The following is a 16,598-nucleotide window of genomic DNA, read 5'->3' as shown; positions in this document are numbered from 1 at the left end:
ATTGGATATCGGAGCGTAGTTTTTAAATTTAGGACAAAGCGTCCAGCAAGTCCCTATGCGGACAGTTGCTACCGCAAGTTAAGCTGCGCACAAAATTTCTGACCTTTTCCATACCGTAATAATCGGCAAGCATTAACGGGAAAGAGCCGAGAACGTAGACACGACCACTTTCACCAATATAACGAAGCTGCCCTTCGAATATTTCATGCGACTCGATAGACGTACCGGGAAGCGCAGGCTCACCATTAACGATAAAATTGGCCTTCTCGCAGTGTCTTAGTACGACTTCGTCCCAATACTGACGTGACCAAGCATGAACCTTTCCGAAAGAATGCGAGGCATAGTTGGACGAAAAACCCTTGAAAGCACTGCCATAATTCAAGGGGACGGACAAATTAGAAAAACAATCTGCACTACAACCTTCATGAAGACAACGTACAGCTTCGACCATGGGATAACTGATGAAAATTTTTCCGTGCTCGGTTTCCTCAGTGAAAAACTCTAGCAACTCCTGTACTTTTGCATCGCAGGCCTTACTAGCGTGAGGATCATAATCAAAGAACAGGTAGATTTCGGAAAACTGATCACGTCGATAATTTTTTAATGGCGTATTCTGTGGTATTTCTTGCAACAGCGGAAATAAATCAATACTACCAAGCCCAAACTCGTCATCCTTCAATTTTTCCAACAACTGGTAAATTTCACCGCAAAACGCAGTCGTTACAACATCAGAAAAATAATACTCAATAAATTTACGACTTAGTAGTTGCTCGGTGCGCTCACCTTCAAATACAAAAAGAATATGTTGCGCCCCATTCATTCTCCTTTTCTCTCCAGACTAAATCCTCCAGCCTTATATATTTTCTCCAGATTGTGAGCTTGCCTTATCTCCTTATCCGTTGTGTCTGCCAGAGAAACGATCCGAGTTTCGTCCATAATGAAATAGCAGTCTGCCCTTAACACATCATTGCTCATGATGGCGGTATTATGGGTTGTGAGAATCACCTGGATACCAGAATGCTTGAGTAACTCAACTACGGCTAACGATAATTCGTGATGGTAAAATGCATCGAATTCGTCAATGCACACCAGACTGATTCGCTCTGCCTCTCGAATGCGCATCAACCAAAAATAAAAGAGACATAAGGTCCGGGTACCCGTTGAAGCAATCTCGGCAAACGGAATCAAGTTACCATCGAAATCAAACGCTATATTTTTTCCATCATTATCGGATATCTCAACCAGCTTACACTTTATTCCGTTCTTATTGAGAAAGCCCTCAAAATCTTCAATATTGCCATTCTCCACAATATCTTCACACACATTTTTCTCAGACTCATTCAAACCAACAAATGAATTACCCTCTAGAGAACGTACCAATAACATACCATGAACAAACTTTACGAACTTATTGAAAACCGCTGACTCGCCAACATCTGGAAGTATCGTATTGGAGCGAATATATGAAACAATTGAAACCGCCGCTCCTGAAATATCGAAGAGATCGTCAACATCCTTATTCAAGGTGTCTGCACCTGGCAAGTCAACGATTATACTTGCCGGTCTGCTCCGATCAGCCACAATACACATACGACCGTTTACCACTACCGTTTCTTTGAGAATTTTCGCAGAAGACTCCTTCTCGTAGCTATAGACAAGCTCATCATCACCAAACTTAAAGGTATAGCAAAAAACCGCTTTACGATCGACACTTCCGGCATTCAGGTAATTCTTATTAAAGAATTTACTTCGAATTGATTTACCCCCAACATTATTAACAATATCGAACAATGCATAGCTCAGATTGGTTTTACCACATCCATTTCGACCATATACGATGCTATTTCTGATAACACCATTACTGACTGCTTCAGCATTAAATTTATATTCATTCTTCTGAGTCAAGTCAAAAACGAATGTATCCCTGAACCCTTTGAAGCCTCTGACTTCGAATTTACTCAACATGATTAAAAATTCCAAACGCATGAAAGTAGGCTAAATCATATCTCAGGGCCGGGAGTCATGCCGTAATTTTTTTACGGCAAAATATGCAAGTCTAGTGATTTCAATGCCTTGTGTTCCCTCGGCCCCTCGAAAGCTGAATCATTGATCGCCTTGGCGTAGGCCGCTCTCTAGAAAGCTGCTTGCCATTCTCAAACCGATCGCGGCTTTCGGCAGGCATCAAGGGCTATTACCAGGCCAAAGATGGCAGCCTCTTCTGTAAAACCAAACCGGTATCAGTTGCCGTCGCTAAATCATCAACCCTAGTTCTTTGGCGCGGGCCACCGCCTGCGTACGCCGCTCAACCCCCAACTTGCTGTTGATATGGCTGGCATGGGTTTTCACCGTATGCAGAGAAATGAACAGTTGCTCGCTGATTTCCTGATTGGAACAGCCTTGGGCAATCAAACGCAGCACCGCCAGCTCGCGACTGCTGAGTTGTTCGGCAGCGGCGCACTCAACCACTGGACGAGTCGCCACCTGCGGAAAATGCGTCAGCAACTGTTGTCCCGCCAACGTCGGTGAGTTGTGCAATTGGCTGCGCAACCAGTCAGGATGCTCTCTGATCAGTGCTTCAAATGGCTGTATCACACCGCCCGCCGCCGCTTCCAGCGCCTGGTTCAATGCTTTGCGTGCCTCGGATTCGCGGCCACTGCTCAGCAACAAATTCACTTTCTGCGCCAGCGCCATCACACACAGCAACTGGCGTCCGGTTTGCTGACCGTTTTCCAGCAACACATTCAAGCGTCCTTCGGCGAGCATCGGCTGTCCTTTGATCACATCGAGCAACGCCTGCTGCAGTTCGACGTGCAACGGCAGCTGTGGATGAAATTCCGGTGGCGCCGCTGCACGTTCGCCGGTGTAGGTCTGGCCCAGGCGCGCCAGCCAGGCTTCAGCCAGATCGGTACGGCCTTGCACCAGCCACAGTTCGCATTTGACCAGGGTGATCATTGCCAGGTAGTAGATCGGCGGCACGTCCCAGATGTGCATCAGGCGCTCGGCTTCAGCGAGCTCGGCGAAGGCCTTGGCGAACTCGCCAACGCTGCCGTCCAGACGGGCGATCACGCAGTGGCCGATCAACACGCTGATATCGCGGCAGGCCCGCGCTTCGGCCAGGCCACTCAGCAATCGGGCCCGGGCCTGCTGCGGTTGCAAGCGCATGGACAACAGAAAACCTTCATACAGCGTCAGCCGCGCACGCACCGCGTACAGACGTTGCGCCGACAGCCCGCGCAGACGATCAAGGCCCTGATGCACCTCATCCAGGGCGCGCAGAATTTCCCCGCGTGACTGCAATACCCGCGCCCGGTCGTAATGCGCCAAGGCTTCGAACAGCGGATTGCCGACCCGCTGCGCCAGCTCGAGGGATTCGCGATTCAAGCCCCGGGCGCGCCATAGGTCGCCGTCGGCAATCGCCAGATTGGACAGGGTCGACAGGCACATCAGGCGTTGCCCATAACGTTTGACTGGCAGACTTTCCAGCGCCTCGCTGCAAAAGCGTTGAGTCAATTCACGATGCCCGCGCCCACGGGCGATAATCCCGCTGAGCGCCAGCCATTGCGCCAGCATCGACTTTTGCGCAGAGGCCGAAGGCGCCGGCAGAAAACGACTCAGATGGCTGGCCAGCTCTTCAGCGGCATCCAGTTGACAGGCCAGCCCGAGCGCCCAGCTATAGAGCACGATCAAGCGTGGCGTGCTGATCAGCAGACTGTCGGGCAAGTCCATTTTCCAGCGCAACAGCATGCCCACGTTCTGCTCGGCGAGCAGTTGTTCCTCGGACAGGTTCTGCACCAGATTCGCTGCGACATCCAGATGGCCGGCGCGCAAGGCCTGCTCCACCGCCTCGTCGAGCAGCCCTTGAGCATTGAACCAGCGGCAGGCGCGCAGGTGCAGGGTCGCCGCTGGCACCAGCGTCTGGGTCACGGGACGGCTGCGCAGCAGATCGGAAAACAAATGGTGATAGCGATACCAGTGACCGTGTTCGTCCAGGGGCACCAGAAACACCTGGTGCGCCAACAGAAACCGCAGGATTTCGGCGCTGTCGTGGGCTTCGCGCACCGCGTCGCAAAGTTCGCTGCAAAAGCGCTCCTGCGGTGCGGTGTCGTAAAGAAACGCCTGCACCTCGGCGGGCAGGCAATCGATCACTTCTTCCAGCAGATAGTCGCGGATCAGCCCTTCCCCGCCATTCAGCGCTTGCGGTAACGCGGCCTCGCTGCCGGCTTCGGATGCCGCGAGCAACCAGAAACGCAGTCCGGCCACCCAGCCTTCGCTGCGCTGGATCAGGTTTTCCAGGGCTTCGCCGCGCAATGAACTGCTGTGTCGATCGAGCAGCGTCAGGGCTTCATCGTGGGTCAGGCGCAAGTCCTGCTCATGCAGTTCGAGCAACTGGCGCGACAGGCGCAGACGCGCCAGATGCCAGTCCGGGCGCTGCCGGCTGGTGACCATGACCAGCAAGCCGTCAGGCAAATGATTGAGGAAAAACTGTAGGCAACGATCGAGCACCGGCCCTTGGGCGAGATGGTAATCGTCGAGCACCAGCAATAAGGGCGTGGTTGGATGCAGTTGCAGCGCCAGTTCATCGAGCAAGCCGTCGAGCCATTCTTCGAACGCGAACGGCTGATGGCGCTGGCGCATCTTCAACAGGCCGAGTGCACGGCTGCCCAGTTGCGGAAAGTAGTCCTGCAGCCCCTCCAGCAAGCGCTCGAGAAAGCGCCCTGGATCGTTATCACGCGGACTCAATCCCAGCCAGAGACTTTGCCAGTGCGCCGGCAGGCTCTGACAAAACTCCACCGCCAGCGAACTCTTGCCGAACCCGGCGGGGGCGCTGACCAGCAACAGGCGCCCTCCGAGCCCGGCCTGCAGGCGCTCGCAAAGACGTGGTCGCAAGACGTAGCCGTCGGGCAACGGCGGGCGGAAAAAACGCCCGTCCAATGACGCGACGGTAACGCTTGCGGGACCCGGAAGTGGGGACAGATCAGTCATGGCCGGCTCTTGTTCGAATTGCTGTTGGCGGCGTTGCAGATGTCCGCAGACTAGCCTTAAACGAACCGGTTATGAAGGTTGCTGCTACAAATGGCTACAAAAAGGCTACACCCTCCTGTGGCCCCACCCCTGTAGGAGCTGCCGAAGGCTGCGATCTTTTGATCTGGCTTTTGCCGCTGAAAAGTCAAAGTCAAAAGATCGCAGCCTTCGGCAGCTCCTACTCAAACAAAAAAACGCCCCGAACCAGTCGGGGCGTTTTTCACGAGGATGCGGCCTCGGGTTGCAGCGGGTTAGCGAACACCATCCTGACGCAGTGCGGCCGGGGTGAAATCGCTGGTGGTGGCGGTGAAGCCGAAGTCATACGCCTGCTTCTCTTCGTTCTTCATGCCCAGCGCCAGATAACGCCCGGACTGCAAGTCGTAGAGGGTTTCCAGCGCGTACCACGGCACTTGCTTGTCGTAGTAGTTCTCGGCGTGCGCTTCAGCCACGCGCCACAGTTGACCACGACCGTCGTAGTGATCGATTACCGCTGCCTGCCAGGTGTCTTCATCGATGTAGAAGTCACGCTTGGCGTAGATGTGGCGCTGACCTTCCTTCAGCGTCGCAACGACGTGCCAGACGCGGCGCAGCTCGTAACGTGCCAGATCCTGGTTGATATGGCCGGCCTTGATGATGTCCGAGTACTTCAGCTTCGGATCGTCGAGCTTGTAGCTGTCGGAGGCGATGTACATCTCTTTCTTGCCTTCGAGCTTCCAGTCGTAACGATCCGGAGCACCGTTGTACATGTCGAGGTTGTCGGAGGTACGCAGGCCGTCGGCAGCAGTACCCGGGCCGTCATACGACACTTGCGGTGCACGACGCACCCGACGCTGTCCGGCGTTGTAGACCCAAGCCGAACGCGGTTCCTTGACCTGGTCGAGAGTCTCGTGCACCAGCAGTACGCCACCGGCCAGACGCGCCGGCGCGGTCACTTTCTGCTTGAAGTAGAACAGGATGTTGCCCGGGTTCGCCGGATCGTAGTCCTTCATCTTGTCGCGGAACACGAACTGATCCTGGAAGTACACCAAACTGTACGAGCCGTTCGGTTGCGGCGTGGCCTGCGTCACCAGACGGGTCACGCTGCCGCCGCGATAGCGGGTGATGTGGTTCCAGATCACTTCCACGCCGGTTTTCGGAATCGGGAACGGCACGGCGGTATCGAAGTTTTCCAGACCGTTGCCGCCGGAGACCAGATTGGTGCTGGTGGCATTCTTCTTGATCGCGGCAAACACTTCATCCGGCACGGTGGCGCCGCGATGGGACGGGTAGACCGTCATCTTGAAGGTTTCCGGGTAGCGCTTGAACATCGCGTACTGGCCCGGGGCGAGCTTGTCCTTGTACTTGTCGGCATCCTTGGCGGTGATGGTGAACAGCGGCTGCTCACTGGCGTAAGGGTTGGACAGGAAGCCCTTGCTGTCGACGCTGCCGGCGTTTTTCGGCAGCGGCTTCCAGGCCGGGATCGAACCGTCGGCGTTACCGGCCATTTCCGCGCCCATCGGCGTCAGGCTCTTGCCCAGTTTATCCGCTTCGGCAGCAGGCACCGCCGCCATGACGCTGGTCGCCAGCAGCGACAGACCCAGAACACCGGCGTGGAACAGACTCTTTGTTATTTTCATAAATTCGTTCGTCCTGAAATGCAGTGCTTAGAAGTTCACGCCGAAGCTGAGCGCCACGAAGTCGCGGTCATCCACGGTGGTGTACTTGCCGTCGAAGAAATTGGTGTAGGCCAGACTCGCGGTGTAGGTGTTCTGGTATTCGGCATCGACGCCCAGGCTGACCGCTTTGCGACCTTCCTCGAAGTTGCCGCCAGGGCCTGGCGAGTAACCGCTGACGTCGTGGGACCAGGCCACGTTCGGCTTGAGGTTCACGCCGGCGAACACGTCGTTGTATTCCCAGATCGCACGACCACGGTAACCCCACGACATCGAGGTGGTGAAGCCGTCGTTGTCGCAATTACGGCTGCGGTTGTTCTGCGGTGAACCCGGCCCTGCACCATTGATGGTGCTGGCGTTGAGAATGTTGGCGCAGGTATTCACACCGCCAGTGGCCGGCAACTCGCCAGGGCCATACACCGGATCGCGGCCATAACGCTTGTCGGACCGGCTCTCCAGCCCGCCGACGTAGGTCGCACCGACTTCACCGACGAGGGTCAGACGGCTGGCACCCATGACCTGATCGAAGAAGTGCGTGAACGTGGTCTGGATCTGGGTGATTTCCTTGCGCTCATAGCCATGCAGATCCTGGCCAGGAACGCCATTGAGTATGGAAGCGTTGGTCAGTGCGCCGCCGATCGGGCGCACACCTGCGAACAGGATGTCGGTGGAGTTCAGTTGCACCGGGGCGTTCGGACGGTAGCTGATCTCACCGCTCCACGCCGTACCGGTAGGCAGGGTGGTGGAGAAGCTCAGACCGTAGAGGCGAATGTCTTCAGGATATTCAATGAAGTAGTTCGAGTTGCCCGCGACCAGCAACGGTGCGAGTGCCGCAAAAGGCCCCGGCAGTGCGCGCGCGGTGTTATAGACCGATTGTGGTGCGCCGGTGGCGCTGAAGATCGGCGCACGGCTGTGGTAGTTCATGAAGTAGGCACCGAACTCGGTGTCGAGCGGTTCGTACATGTACTTGAAGGACGCGCCCCACTGACCGCTGTCACGGGCATCGCGGTCCGGACCACGGCGTACCAGAACGCCTTCTTCGTTGACGTTGACGCCGTTGGCCGCCAATGGCCCCAAGGCGATAGCCGGGATTTGCGAACGTTTGTTCAGCACGCGCAGATTGCTGTCGCAACCGTCGGCAACGATGTCCGGCTGGGAGAAGAAGGTGCCGCAGTTGTCGACGACGGTCTGGTCCCATTCCAGTTGATAGAACGCTTCGGCCGAGAGGTTATCGGTGAGGCTCTGGGACACGTAGAACATGTTGACCGGAATCAGGCCTTCCTTGATCTCGGCGCCCGGACGACGGAAAGCGGAGACGTCGATCGGGTTGATCGAGTTGATGCCGCCGCCGATGAAGGTACTTTCACCCCAGCTCACCACCTGCTTGCCCAGACGCACGGAGCCCGGCTGATCGGCAATCGCGTAGTTGTGGTAGACAAAGGCGTCGAGGATCTGCCCGCCAGCGGATTTGGCGCCCTCTTTGCGGTTGCTGTCGCTGATGTCCTTGAACTGGCGGCTCTCGTCCTTGAGTTCGAAGTCGTACCAGTATTTGCCACGGACGAACACCCCGGTGTCGCCGTATTTCAATTCAAGGTCATGGATGCCCTTGAAAATCTTCGAGAAGGTTTCGCCGCTCTTGAAGTTGGCGTGACCGTCATCGGAGGTCTGCGACAGGCCATGGCCACCATTGTTGACGCCGATGAGGTTCTTGTTCGGGCTCTGAGTAGACCAACTGGCACCGATCGACAGGGACGAGTCGAACTGTCCTTCGATTTCACCGACGTTGAAACTGACGCCGAATGCGGGCCCGGCGAGCGAAGAGGCAAGACTGACCGCCAGAGGCAGTTTCGCCCGGCGCCAGAACTGGTTTACTGAGGTCATCGACGCTACTCCATGTGCATTATTGTTATGGCAGTGAGTACTTTTAAAAACGCCTGGAAGACCGGGAGCCAGTAGCCACCCGACGTCACTCCAAAATTGCATCGCCCCTGTTCGTGCGTGTGCCCCGTTCTTAAAAATCCTTGAGCGGACTATAGCCAGCAGGTGGTACTGCTTGATCCCTCTAAAGTGTGATTTGCAGCTGCCGGCCACTCTGGAACAGTCCTTTCGCCAGTCCGACACATGTCGGCACGGCAAGGATGGCTGATTTTTTCGATTTCACAAGCCAAGCGCTTGCTTGGTGGGTCTGGCGCGCCGTTTTCGGCGCGCCACAGACACTTAAAGTGTCGAGAGGAAGGTGCTGTTATTGGCCTGCCATTCGGTGATGTCGAGGCGAATGCGCTTCTTGTCGAGCTTGCCGACACTGGTCTTGGGAATTTCCGTAACAAGGGCGATCTGACTCGGAATCGCCCACTTGCTCAGGTGTCCCAGTTCCACGAAGGGCTTGAGGTGCTCCTTGAGCTCGCGCGCACCGATCTCGTGCCCTTCGCGGATCACCAGCAGCGCAAACGGCCGCTCGCCCCACTGCGGATCAGCAATGCCCACCACTGCTACTTCACGTACCGCGACGTGACGGCTGATCAGGTCTTCGAGGTCCAGCGAGGAGATCCATTCGCCGCCGGTCTTGATCACATCCTTGATGCGGTCGCGGATGTCGATCACGCCCATGCTGTCGAGCGTCGCCACGTCGCCGGTGTGCAGCCAGCCGCCGGCCCAGAGTTCGGCGCCCTTCTGCGGCTCGTTGAAGTAGCCTTCGGTGAGCCACGGCGCACGCAGCACCAATTCGCCCTGGGTTTCGCCGTCGGCGGGCAGGAAGTTGCCCTCGGCGTCGACGATTGCCGCTTCCACCAGCGGCCCCGGCACACCAGCCTTGATCCGATAAGTGGTGCGCTCGTCTTCGGTGCCGGCCATCAGCTCGTCGTTCAGGTGGGCACAGGAAACCAGTGGTCCGGTCTCCGACATGCCGTACGCCGCCGTCAGCTGAATGCCCCGGGCCTTGGCGGTTTCATACAGTGTCCGGTTCAGCGCACTGCCGCCGATGACGATTTTCCAGCCGCCAAAATCATTACCCTGCGCGCCTTTGGCGTTGAGCAGCATCTGCAGGATGGTCGGCACACAGTGGGAGAACGTGACCTTCTCCTTGCGCCACAGCTCGACCAGAAATTCCGGGTCGTAACGCCCCGGATAAACCTGCTTGAGCCCGAGCATGGTCGCCACGTACGGCAAGCCCCAGGCATGCACATGGAACATCGGGGTGATCGGCATGTACACGTCGTTGGTGCCGAGCAGGCGCACGCTGTCGATCGCGCCCATGATCGTCGACACGCCCATGGTGTGCAGCACCAGTTGCCGATGGGTGAAGTACACACCTTTCGGGTTGCCGGTGGTGCCGGTGGTGTAGAAGGTGGTGGCGACCGAGTTCTCGTCGAAATCCTGAAAGTCGTACTGCGGGCTGGCGGCGGCCAGCAGTTGCTCGTATTCGCCAACCAGGTTCGGCAGCTCGGCAGTCTTCTCCGGCAAATCGGTGAGCAGCAGGGTTTTCCCCACCGTGGTCAAGTGCGGCGCGATGGCCTGGTACAGCCCGACGAACTCGCTGTTGACCAGCACGAAGCGGTCCTCGGCATGGTTCATGGTGTAGAGGATCTGCTCTGGCGACAGACGCACGTTGATGGTGTGGATCACCGCGCCGATCATCGGAATGGCAAACATGCATTCGAGGTAGCGATGGCTGTCCCAGTCCATCACTGCTACGGTGTCACCCGCCTTCACCCCGGCCGCCGTCAACACGTTGGCCAGCCGCGCCACCCGCTCGATCAAGGTCGGATAGCTGTAACGCAACTGGTCTCGGTAGATGATCTCGCGGGTTTTCTCGTAACGGGCGCCAGACATCAGCAGCCGTTTGATCAGCAATGGATACTGGTAGGCCCCATCGGCCGGGGGAATGACGCGAGTCTGCAACATATGAATCCCTTTTCTGGCTGCACGGTGTTGGCGTAGAGCGCATTACTCTAGAGCCGTTATACCCCAGTAAAATCAGCCGAAGGAATGATTTGCACAGCCGTACAAATGCTAGCTTTGCGCCAGCATTTGCCGGTATTCAGCGTCGGTCAGGCTGTTTGCCCGACAGCTGCTTCGGAAGGTGTGCGTGGGAAAACCACAGCCGCGAGGAAGGTCAACGCGCCAAAACCCGCCAGAATCAAGTAAAGCCCGACAAACCCATGGCGCGGTTCGACGTAGGCAATGAGCGGAATCGCCGTCGCACTGGCGCCGAACGACAGGCAGTAACGCAGGGCGAAGACCCGTGACTGCCACTGCGGCGCGACGAAATTGGCGACCATCGAGTCGTTCACCGTCACCTGACCGAACACCACGAACATGAACGCCGCACCGAGCACGATCACTGCCCAGCCATCGACATACGCCATGGCGTACAACAGCGGCGCCTGAAACAGCGTCAACACCATAAACGGCCATTTCAGGCTGACCCGGTGCAGCACCTGGCCAATGCTCAACTGCGCCACCGCACCAAAGGCATACGCCAGGCTGACCACCACGCCGAGGGTTTGCGGCGAGGCGAACAAGTCATGCAGACGTTCCTCAAACAGCTTCGGGTAGGTCATGGTGGTGGCGTTGAACACTATACCGCCGGTGGCCGTCGCCAGTGCCAGCACACCGAACACCATGAGCATCGAAATCCGCTGCCCGGCAGCGCCCTTCAGTGCGGTATGCGGACGCAGCGGGATTGGCTCTTCACGCACCTGCACGGCAAAGCCGATTCCCAGCAAGATCGCCACCACGCCCGGTAACACAAAGGCCGACCGCCAGCCGAACTGCGCCACGAGCAACCCGGTGATCAGCGCCGAGAACGCCACGCCGAGGTTGCCCCACATGCCATTGATGCCAATCTCCCGACCGCGATTCTGCGCGTAGGCCACCAGCATCGCGGTGCCCACCGGGTGGTAGATCGCGGCGAAAATGCCGATCAGGGTCAACCCGATCACCAGCATCGTGGGGCTGGTGCTCAGCCCGGTGAAGATTGCCGAAGCGCCGATGCCGAAGAAGAACACCAGCATCATCTGCCGCCGGCTCCAGTGATCACCCAGCCAGCCGGCCGGTAACGAACAGGCGCCAAAGGCAATGAAGCCACCCAGCGAAAGGCCGATCAGCGCGGCGTAGTCGAGGCCGAAGGCCTGGGTCATGCCGAGCACGGCGGCGGGGAAAATCAGCATGAACATGTGGTCGATCACATGGGCAGCATTGACGTAGCGGATCACGTTTCGGGATTGGTTCATGGCGGCACGCTTGTGTTTGTTATGGGCGGATTGTTGTCAGCGGCTTTATGCTAAGTTGGCGAAAAAGCGCATACCTGCCAACCAGGTCATCAAATCAGACATGTTGATCAGCCACTTCGAACACGGCCCGGTGAGTGCCTATCCCCGGGATTATCTGGACGGTGAGCACCAGCCGCTGCACCTGCACCGCGAGGCGCAGTTGCTGTATGCCGTCCGAGGGATCATGCGGGTGGTCACCGACCTCGGTGCCTGGGTGATTCCGCCAAGCCGCGCAGTGTGGATTGCGCCGCAAGTCGCGCACGAGATATTCATGTCCGGCGATGTGCAGATGCGCTCACTGTTCATCGCCCCCGAGCTATCACCGGCCAGTCTGCAACAGTGCTGCGTGCTGGCGGTGACGCCGCTGCTGCGCGAGTTGATCCTGCGCGCCGTACAAGGCCCGCCGCACGCGGACAATCCGCTGATCCAGCAGTTGATGCTGGAAGAGCTCGCCAGTCTGGAAAACCTGCCGCTGCACATTCCGATGCCCACCGACCGACGCCTGCAGAACATCTGTCTGGCGTTGCTGCACACTCCGGATCACCCCAACACCCTGGAAGACTGGGCACAGCAGGTCGGCGCCAGCTCACGCACTCTGGCGCGGCTGTTCCAGCGACAACTGAAGATGAGTTTCAACGCCTGGCGCCAGCAACTGCGCCTGATGGAAGCACTGCCGCGCCTGCTCGCCGGGGACAGCGTGCAGAGCGTGGCGCGGGATCTGGGGTACGGCAGCGCGCGGGCGTTCAGCGCGATGTTTCGCCGTTTGCTCGGGGAAAATCCCCGGGATTATCTGCAGACCCTGAGCAAGCTGAGCGAACTCGTGTAGGAGCTGTCGAGTGAAACGAGGCTGCGATCTTTTGATTCTGCTTTTAGAAGATCAAAAGATCGCAGCCTGCGGCAGCTCCTACAGTGAGTGTTGATCAATGCATCTCGGTAAACGCGATTTTCACGCCGAGAGCGATCAGCACCGCGCCCATGGTGCGGTCGAACCAATGGCCCATGCGGGCAAAACCGGCACGTACACGTTGCTGACTGAACAGCATCGCCACCAGACAGAACCAGAAAGCGGTCGCAACGGCCAGGTAAACCCCATAACCCGCCTGCACCGCCAGCGGCGTGTGCGGGTTGATCACCACAGTGAACAGCGACAGGAAGAACAGCGTGGCTTTCGGGTTCAGGCCGTTGGTGACGAAGCCCGAGGTGAACGCGCCGCGCGCCGTGCGTACGCCGGCCTCTTTGTGCAGATCATCGGCCACGACTTTCGCCGGCTGCGCGCGCAACGCCTTGAAGCCAATGTACAGCAGGTAAGCGGCGGCGGCCCATTTCAAGGCGTTAAACAGCACGATCGACTGCGACACGATCAGGCCGATGCCCAGCAGCGAATAACCCACATGCAGGAAAATCGCCGTGCCCACACCCAGCGCGGTCCAGGTGCCGGCGCGACGACCATGGGTCACGCTCTCGCGCACCACCACGGCAAAGTCCGGGCCGGGGCTGGCGACGGCCAGCAGGTGGATCAGTGCAACGGTCAAGAACTCGGTCCAGTACATGGGGGCTCCTCTTGGGGTGAACATCAGCTTGAATACATCGCCCGAATGCTTTTCCCCTGTGGGAGCGGGCTTGCTCGCGAATGGCGTTGTGTCAGGCAACCTTTGTGGTTCTGACACGCCCTCTTCGCGAGCAAGCCCGCTCCCACAGGTTTTGTAAGCACCTCGGACACTGCGTAACGTTTTGTTTCATCTGGTAGGCTCGGCAGATTACGCCTTCCGTTCCAAGCACAAAAGGTACAGTTGATGACGAACCCGCGCCGCGCCGTATTCCTCGATCACCCGTCTTTGGATCTCGGCGATCTCGACCTCAGCCCGTTGCGCGCCTGCTTCAGCGACCTGCAACTGTTCGCCCAGACCGCACCGGAACAAGTCGCCGAACGCCTGCACGGTGCCAACGTGGCGATCACCAACAAGATCCGCATCGATGCCGCCGCGATGGCCGCCAACCCGGATCTGCAACTGATCCTGATTACCGCCACCGGCACCAACAACGTCGATCTGGACGCGGCCCGCGCCCACGGCATTACCGTGTGCAACTGTCAGGGTTACGGCACGCCGTCGGTGGCGCAACACACAATCATGTTGCTGCTCAACCTCGCCACCCGCCTCGCGGATTATCAAAAAGCGGTCGGCGAAGGTCGCTGGCAGCAAGCCAGACAGTTCTGCCTGCTCGACTACCCGATTGTCGAACTGGAGGGCAAAACCCTCGGCCTGCTCGGTCATGGCGAACTCGGCGGTGCGGTCGCGCGACTGGCCGAAGCGTTTGGCATGCGCGTATTGCTCGGGCAGATTCCCGGCCGCCCCGCCCGCCCGGATCGCCTGCCACTGAACGAACTGCTGCCGCAGATCGACGCCCTGACCCTGCACTGCCCGCTCAACGAACACACCCGGCACTTCATCGGCTCCCGCGAGCTGGCGTCGATGAAACCCGGCGCCTTTGTGGTCAACACCGCTCGTGGCGGCTTGATCGACGAGCAAGCCTTGGCCGACGCGTTGCGCAATGGTCACCTCGGCGGCGCCGCCACCGATGTGCTCAGTGTCGAACCGCCGGTCAACGGCAATCCCCTGCTGGCCGCCGATATTCCGCGGCTGATCGTCACTCCGCACAACGCCTGGGGCAGTCGCGAAGCGCGGCAACGCATCGTCGGCCAATTGACCGAAAACGCTCAGGCATTCTTCAGCGGTACAGCGCTGCGGGTCGTCAGTTGATAAACTGCGGCACTTTTTTTCCAAGGAGCAGTTATGGATCCGCGCAGTGAAGTACTGCTTCGTCAGGCCGAGTTATTCCAGGGTTCGCTGTTGTTGGCCGGTTTGCCTGCCGACGATCTGCTCGGGCGCCTGCCCAATGCGTTCGGCTGGTGCTGGCATGCCGGCGATCAAGCCGCTCTCGATGCGCGCTTCGAAGGTCGTAGCCATTTCGGCGTAAACGTGCCGGAGCGCGAGTTCGACAGCGCCGTGGTGTTTTTGCCCAAGTCCAAGGATCTGACCGATTACATCCTCAACGCGGTGGCCGCACGTCTGGCCGGGCGTGAGGTGTTTCTGGTCGGGGAAAAACGCAGCGGCATCGAGGGTGCGTCCAAGCAGCTCAATCCGTTCGGCAAGCCGCGCAAGCTCGACAGCGCGCGCCATTGCCAGCTGTGGCAAGTCACCGTGGCCAACGCGCCGCAAGCAAAATCGCTGGAAAGCCTGGCGCAGACTTATGAGCTGCCGCTGGCCGAAGGCCCGCTTAAAGTTATCAGCCTGCCGGGCGTATTCAGCCATGGCCGACTGGATCGCGGCAGCGCCCTGCTGCTGGAGCATCTGGACAAACTGCCGAGCGGTCATCTGCTGGATTTCGGCTGTGGCGCCGGAGTTTTGGGCGCGGCGGTCAAACGTCGTTATCCGCACAATCAGGTGACCTTGCTCGACGTCGATGCCTTCGCCGCCGCCAGCAGTCGCCTGACGTTGGCGGCCAACGGTCTGGAAGCCGAAGTGCTGACCGGTGACGGCATCGACGCTGCACCGATGGGTCTGAACGCGATTCTGAGCAACCCGCCGTTCCATGTCGGCGTGCACACCGATTATTTCGCCACCGAAAACTTGCTGCGAAAAGCGGCCAAACATCTGAAAAACGGCGGCGAACTGCGCCTTGTTGCGAACAGCTTCCTGAAGTATCAGCCACTGATCGAAGAGCATCTGGGCGTGTGCGCGATCAAGGCCGAAGGCAATGGTTTCCGGATTTACCGGGCCAAGCGCGGCTGAAAATTTGTTCTTGCTCTATCGGTTTTGCGAAGGCAGAATCCGCTCCGTCCTAGGGGAGTAGTCTCCCACGAGCGCCAAGCTCGTCCGGCATACGTCAACATACTTGATCCTCAGATCATGGCGTATGCGACCCAAGCGTCCGCACCAGACGGATCGCAGGGTTTGACAAGACCTATGACACGCACACCTTACCCGGGGCGGGAAGGCTGTACGTGTCATAGCCGTGTCGACCCGCCCCTTAGGAAAATCCTGATGCTGGACTCGTTACTCGTTCCCACCGCAATCGTTGCCTTGGCCGAAATCGGCGACAAGACGCAACTGCTCGCGCTGATTCTCGCCGCTCGCTTTCGCAAACCCTGGCCGATCATTGCCGGTATCGTTGCTGCGACCCTGGCCAACCACGCGGCAGCCGGTGCGGTAGGTGCCTGGTTCGGCAGCTTCTTCTCCGATTCGGTGTTGCACTGGATTCTTGCCGCAAGCTTCGCTGCCACGGCGCTCTGGACGCTGGTTCCGGACAAGATGGACGACGATGAAGCCAGCACCGCACGCAAGTTCGGCCCCTTCCTGACCACGCTGATCGCCTTCTTCCTCGCGGAAATCGGTGACAAGACGCAGATCGCCACCGTGATGCTGGCGGCGCAATACCCTGAGCTGTGGCTGGTGATTATCGGCACCACCCTGGGCATGTTGATTGCCAACGTGCCGGTGGTATTGGCGGGTAACTTTGCGGCGGAGAAATTGCCACTGACCTTGATCCGTCGCCTGGCGGCTTCGGCGTTCCTGATTCTGGCGATCGTGGCGGTGTACAAGGCGATGCAGAGCAGTGGCTGGGTTTAACCCCTGAGCCTTTCACATCATTCTGG

At 58.4% G+C, this 16,598-nt stretch carries 12 protein-coding genes and 1 riboswitch; of the genes, 4 read left to right on the top strand and 8 right to left on the bottom strand.

Annotated elements, in window-relative coordinates; all coding sequences use genetic code 11:
• Nucleotides 1-28: 28 nt before the first annotated feature.
• The 7 genes from CKW11_RS05975 to CKW11_RS05945 all read right to left on the bottom strand — a co-directional run bounded on the left by CKW11_RS05975 (nt 29) and on the right by CKW11_RS05945 (nt 11,905).
• A complete protein-coding gene (locus CKW11_RS05975) occupies nt 29-820 on the bottom strand; it encodes a hypothetical protein (RefSeq protein WP_095136843.1) in 792 nt (263 codons plus the stop codon).
• A complete protein-coding gene (locus tag CKW11_RS05970; protein WP_159974163.1) occupies nt 817-1,965 on the bottom strand; it encodes an ATP/GTP-binding protein in 1,149 nt (382 codons plus the stop codon). The genes CKW11_RS05975 and CKW11_RS05970 overlap by 4 nt, the downstream gene beginning before the upstream one ends.
• 285 nt (nt 1,966-2,250) lie before the next feature.
• Entirely contained in the window at nt 2,251-4,983 is a 2,733-nt protein-coding gene (locus tag CKW11_RS05965; RefSeq protein WP_095136841.1) for a LuxR C-terminal-related transcriptional regulator, read from the bottom strand.
• A gap of 290 nt (nt 4,984-5,273) precedes the next feature.
• Complete coding sequence (locus CKW11_RS05960) at nt 5,274-6,638, bottom strand: DUF1329 domain-containing protein (RefSeq protein ID WP_095136840.1); 1,365 nt, start codon at nt 6,636-6,638, stop codon at nt 5,274-5,276.
• Between the two features lie 27 nt (nt 6,639-6,665).
• Nucleotides 6,666-8,555 (bottom strand): DUF1302 domain-containing protein, encoded by a 1,890-nt coding sequence (locus CKW11_RS05955; RefSeq protein WP_095136839.1) that lies wholly within the window; start codon nt 8,553-8,555, stop codon nt 6,666-6,668.
• Between the two features lie 336 nt (nt 8,556-8,891).
• Nucleotides 8,892-10,574, bottom strand: coding sequence for a fatty acid--CoA ligase (locus CKW11_RS05950; protein WP_095136838.1), 1,683 nt, complete (start codon nt 10,572-10,574; stop codon nt 8,892-8,894).
• A gap of 146 nt (nt 10,575-10,720) precedes the next feature.
• Nucleotides 10,721-11,905 carry an MFS transporter gene (locus tag CKW11_RS05945; RefSeq protein WP_095136837.1) on the bottom strand — a complete coding sequence of 395 codons (1,185 nt, stop codon included), beginning with the start codon at nt 11,903-11,905 and terminating at the stop codon, nt 10,721-10,723.
• 100 nt (nt 11,906-12,005) lie between these two features.
• Here CKW11_RS05945 and CKW11_RS05940 point away from each other — a divergent pair, with 100 nt between their 5' ends.
• Nucleotides 12,006-12,770, top strand: coding sequence for a helix-turn-helix domain-containing protein (locus CKW11_RS05940; protein WP_095136836.1), 765 nt, complete (start codon nt 12,006-12,008; stop codon nt 12,768-12,770).
• 94 nt (nt 12,771-12,864) lie between these two features.
• Here CKW11_RS05940 and CKW11_RS05935 read toward each other — a convergent pair whose 3' ends face one another.
• Nucleotides 12,865-13,494: a LysE family translocator gene (locus tag CKW11_RS05935; RefSeq protein WP_007967726.1), complete on the bottom strand. Its 630-nt coding sequence runs from the start codon at nt 13,492-13,494 to the stop codon at nt 12,865-12,867.
• Between the two features lie 243 nt (nt 13,495-13,737).
• Between CKW11_RS05935 and CKW11_RS05930 the strand changes: the two genes are divergently transcribed.
• The 3 genes from CKW11_RS05930 (at nt 13,738) to CKW11_RS05920 (ending at nt 16,572) form a co-directional block, all read left to right on the top strand.
• Entirely contained in the window at nt 13,738-14,703 is a 966-nt protein-coding gene (locus CKW11_RS05930) for a 2-hydroxyacid dehydrogenase (RefSeq protein ID WP_095136835.1), read from the top strand.
• A gap of 33 nt (nt 14,704-14,736) precedes the next feature.
• Nucleotides 14,737-15,735, top strand: coding sequence for a class I SAM-dependent methyltransferase (locus CKW11_RS05925; RefSeq protein WP_095136834.1), 999 nt, complete (start codon nt 14,737-14,739; stop codon nt 15,733-15,735).
• Nucleotides 15,736-15,775: 40 nt separating this feature from the next.
• Nucleotides 15,776-15,898: riboswitch (yybP-ykoY riboswitch) on the top strand.
• Between the two features lie 89 nt (nt 15,899-15,987).
• On the top strand, nt 15,988-16,572 hold the full coding sequence (locus CKW11_RS05920; protein ID WP_095136833.1) for a TMEM165/GDT1 family protein: 585 nt from the start codon (nt 15,988-15,990) through the stop codon (nt 16,570-16,572).
• Nucleotides 16,573-16,598: the final 26 nt, after the last annotated feature.

It is taken from the genome of Pseudomonas sp. Irchel s3a10, assembly GCF_900187525.1.
GTDB classification, from domain to species: domain Bacteria; phylum Pseudomonadota; class Gammaproteobacteria; order Pseudomonadales; family Pseudomonadaceae; genus Aquipseudomonas; species Aquipseudomonas koreensis_G.
Note: the sequence above shows the minus strand (reverse complement) of the source record. Positions and strands in the feature narration are given on the sequence as shown.

Bases quoted from the DNA above. Each gene is read 5' to 3' on its own strand.
- CKW11_RS05975 (WP_095136843.1), bottom strand. From the start codon at position 820: ATGAATGGGGCGCAACATATTCTTTTTGTATTTGAAGGTGAGCGCACC.
- CKW11_RS05970 (WP_159974163.1), bottom strand. From the start codon at position 1,965: ATGTTGAGTAAATTCGAAGTCAGAGGCTTCAAAGGGTTCAGGGATACA.
- CKW11_RS05965 (WP_095136841.1), bottom strand. From the start codon at position 4,983: ATGACTGATCTGTCCCCACTTCCGGGTCCCGCAAGCGTTACCGTCGCG.
- CKW11_RS05960 (WP_095136840.1), bottom strand. From the start codon at position 6,638: ATGAAAATAACAAAGAGTCTGTTCCACGCCGGTGTTCTGGGTCTGTCG.
- CKW11_RS05955 (WP_095136839.1), bottom strand. From the start codon at position 8,555: ATGACCTCAGTAAACCAGTTCTGGCGCCGGGCGAAACTGCCTCTGGCG.
- CKW11_RS05950 (WP_095136838.1), bottom strand. From the start codon at position 10,574: ATGTTGCAGACTCGCGTCATTCCCCCGGCCGATGGGGCCTACCAGTAT.
- CKW11_RS05945 (WP_095136837.1), bottom strand. From the start codon at position 11,905: ATGAACCAATCCCGAAACGTGATCCGCTACGTCAATGCTGCCCATGTG.
- CKW11_RS05940 (WP_095136836.1), top strand. From the start codon at position 12,006: ATGTTGATCAGCCACTTCGAACACGGCCCGGTGAGTGCCTATCCCCGG.
- CKW11_RS05935 (WP_007967726.1), bottom strand. From the start codon at position 13,494: ATGTACTGGACCGAGTTCTTGACCGTTGCACTGATCCACCTGCTGGCC.
- CKW11_RS05930 (WP_095136835.1), top strand. From the start codon at position 13,738: ATGACGAACCCGCGCCGCGCCGTATTCCTCGATCACCCGTCTTTGGAT.
- CKW11_RS05925 (WP_095136834.1), top strand. From the start codon at position 14,737: ATGGATCCGCGCAGTGAAGTACTGCTTCGTCAGGCCGAGTTATTCCAG.
- CKW11_RS05920 (WP_095136833.1), top strand. From the start codon at position 15,988: ATGCTGGACTCGTTACTCGTTCCCACCGCAATCGTTGCCTTGGCCGAA.